Below are 2485 nucleotides of genomic sequence, written 5' to 3'. Positions count from 1 at the left end.
TTTCTTTGCCGAGTCTAAGGACGTTTGAATCCCAGATGCATGGTCATGCAACTCTTTTACCTGGCCTTCTTTTGATTCATTCTAAGAGGAAAACACAACTCGGAACGAATTTATACTCGAAAAAAAAAGGAAGAATTCTTACTTTAAGTAAAAGGAAAGACTTATAAGGATAAGTTGATTAGAGCATAATGCAAAAACCTCAAAGAGGTGAACCTTGTGAAGTGGAAGCCTTTGCTAGCAGTCCTGCTCGGACTGCTGATGGTTGGGGTGACGGTTGGGAGCGCGGCAGCGGCACCAGTTCAGGAAGATCCTGTAAAACCACAGAACCAAATTGGGCTTGGAAGTGTCGTCATGACTCGTCTTGACAGCGCGAGTGGAGCGATTATAGAAAAACATCGTCAGTACATCGGAACCGGAGCAGGGTACGCGTGGTACTACAAGGTTAAACACAATGGAAGGGGATACTTAGATGTCTCAGTATTGAAATGGATACCCCTCGGAGGATACACTACAGCAGTCATTATGCCTGATATGACTACTGGTTCATTCCATGGACACAAGTTTAAGCTTGACTCTATAAATACCCATTCCGTATTGGGGCATCGTTTTAAGGTTGTGGTTGCAGAATACTCAGAGTGGATTAGCATTGGGGGATGGTGGACACTTGGGGTCAAATTTAACGCGGGATATGGCAAACATGGTATAATCACAATTGGATTCACGAGCTGGCCATGGTTTTCGGAGTTTCTTGGTGCTATTGGAGTTACAGGAGCCATCAGGGAAGGCGGCAAGCAGTTACTAAAGTTCATCTCAACAGGCAGTTCGGATGCACTTAGCTCTGCAATTGCACTTCTCCTTTCAGGAGCGAACATAGATGCACTTATATTCGAAGAGGTCTAGGGGGGACGAAAATGGACACTGATACAAAGCATTCCCTTTTATCTTTTTTAGCGGGGATGCTGGCTGCCATGAGTCCTTGGACTGCTTTGCTTGTTGGGATTGCGGTATATGCCAATAAAAACAAGTTTATATACTACTCAACTTTGAAGACGAGCATGCTCTTTTTGCTTGGGGGAGCAGTCGGCGCACTTTTTGGATATTTCCTGCTAGGGGACACGTTTCTAACTTGGTGGACTTCTTCAAAAGGGATAACCTCCGTGCTTATTGGCATGAAGCTGTGGGTTCCTGTGATACTATTCGGGGCTGCTGTGATTGGGATATTAAGGGCAAAGTTCGGGAGACCACAAAAATCGGGGGGACATCTATGAGGATTGTCAGTAAACTGTTTATTTGGTTCCTCTCCCTGTTCTTGTGGGGCATTATTATTTACTCCTATCAGATTGTGGGTTTCTACTGGATGATTATTGTTCTGAATGGTGAGCTTTCGCGAATTTGGCTGGCTGTGTTGGTGTCAGGACTGCGGTTTGTCATTCAGTCTGCACTTTTCCTGGGGATGCTTAGAGTGATTTTAAGGACCCTGCCGAGTCTAAATGCCTACTTGAGATCAACTGTACCACTAGCGCTAGCTGGAGTCACAGGATTTGTGCTGAGAGTCTTTTACAATAACTGGATCCCATTTAGACTCATCATGGAACAAATGGCTCTAGTATTGGGATTAATTGTAGCTCTAATGTTATTAAGTAGGGAATTAAACGTCAAAAAGAAATCCTACATACTCTACACTTTGGGAGGGATTCTGATATTTTTGATCCTTATCCCGATACCCCTTTAGATTTTTATATGGGAGGAGGGGGTAATCTTATCATTCGCATTATATTATGCTCCAGCAGACCTGTTTGTATTTCAGAGGTTTGATGGGTCATGGAACAAAACAAAAACAGAAACCCTAACTTTATATCCAAGTGGAAACCTTCCACATGCTGGAACGGGATATGTCCCACAAGTATAGGAGGGCCCACGAATGGACTGGATCAAACTCGTACCCCATGAAGAGGGCATTGAGAAAATAGGGAAGGAAGCCCTCTCCTGCTTCGTTCTTCTTTTTTGGATGTACCTGATAACCATGTGGGCAATATCGAGCGGTATTGTGATTGACCCCCGTGAGTTTTTTGATCTGATACTGTCCCCTAAGGCCATTCTAGTGGGAATCCTCGCGGTAATCGTGGCAACCGCCATGAGAAAGAGCACCGGCGGAAAGGCCTCTCCCTACCGCTACGGCTGGGTACTGACTGTGATCGGAATGCTTCTGTTTCCTCTCGTCTCTCTTCTACGGAGCTACCTCCTGACAACGCTGTTCTTTGTGCTGTGGTATTATTTAGTCATCTGGACGTTCTCATGGGAGGCAGCACCAAAAAAGGGGAATAAGATGAAAAGTCAGAAAATACTACTTATAGCCACCCTCTCTCTAATTATTTCCACCTCAGCCCTTGGCTGGACAATGGTCTCAATAGCATTGAGGGAAATGGAAAAGGGAGGGACTTCCGAGTTAGCCAGTATCTTAACGAACCTCTACGTGGACATTCTA

Annotated in this window: 4 protein-coding genes; all 4 read left to right on the top strand. The window is 44.9% G+C overall.

What is annotated here, in order from left to right; translation table 11 throughout:
• Window positions 1–216 precede the first annotated feature (216 nt).
• Complete coding sequence (locus MV985_RS05265) at window positions 217–900, top strand: hypothetical protein (protein ID WP_297463979.1); 684 nt, start codon at window positions 217–219, stop codon at window positions 898–900.
• A gap of 11 nt (window positions 901–911) precedes the next feature.
• Window positions 912–1268, top strand: coding sequence for a hypothetical protein (locus MV985_RS05260; RefSeq protein WP_297463974.1), 357 nt, complete (start codon window positions 912–914; stop codon window positions 1266–1268).
• The gene (locus MV985_RS05255; RefSeq protein ID WP_297463971.1) at window positions 1265–1732 is read left to right on the top strand and encodes a hypothetical protein; all 468 of its coding nucleotides are present in this window, start codon (window positions 1265–1267) and stop codon (window positions 1730–1732) included. Before MV985_RS05260 ends, MV985_RS05255 begins: the two co-directional genes overlap by 4 nt.
• Before the next feature lie 189 nt (window positions 1733–1921).
• Window positions 1922–2485: hypothetical protein (locus tag MV985_RS05250; RefSeq protein ID WP_297463968.1), on the top strand; the 564-nt coding region annotated here is incomplete at its 3' end.

Source organism: Thermococcus sp. (assembly GCF_027012695.1).
Lineage (GTDB): Archaea > Methanobacteriota_B > Thermococci > Thermococcales > Thermococcaceae > Thermococcus.
This window is presented reverse-complemented; position numbering and strand designations above follow the sequence as displayed.

Bases quoted from the DNA above. Each gene is read 5' to 3' on its own strand.
- MV985_RS05260 (WP_297463974.1), top strand. From the start codon at position 912: ATGGACACTGATACAAAGCATTCCCTTTTATCTTTTTTAGCGGGGATG.
- MV985_RS05255 (WP_297463971.1), top strand. From the start codon at position 1,265: ATGAGGATTGTCAGTAAACTGTTTATTTGGTTCCTCTCCCTGTTCTTG.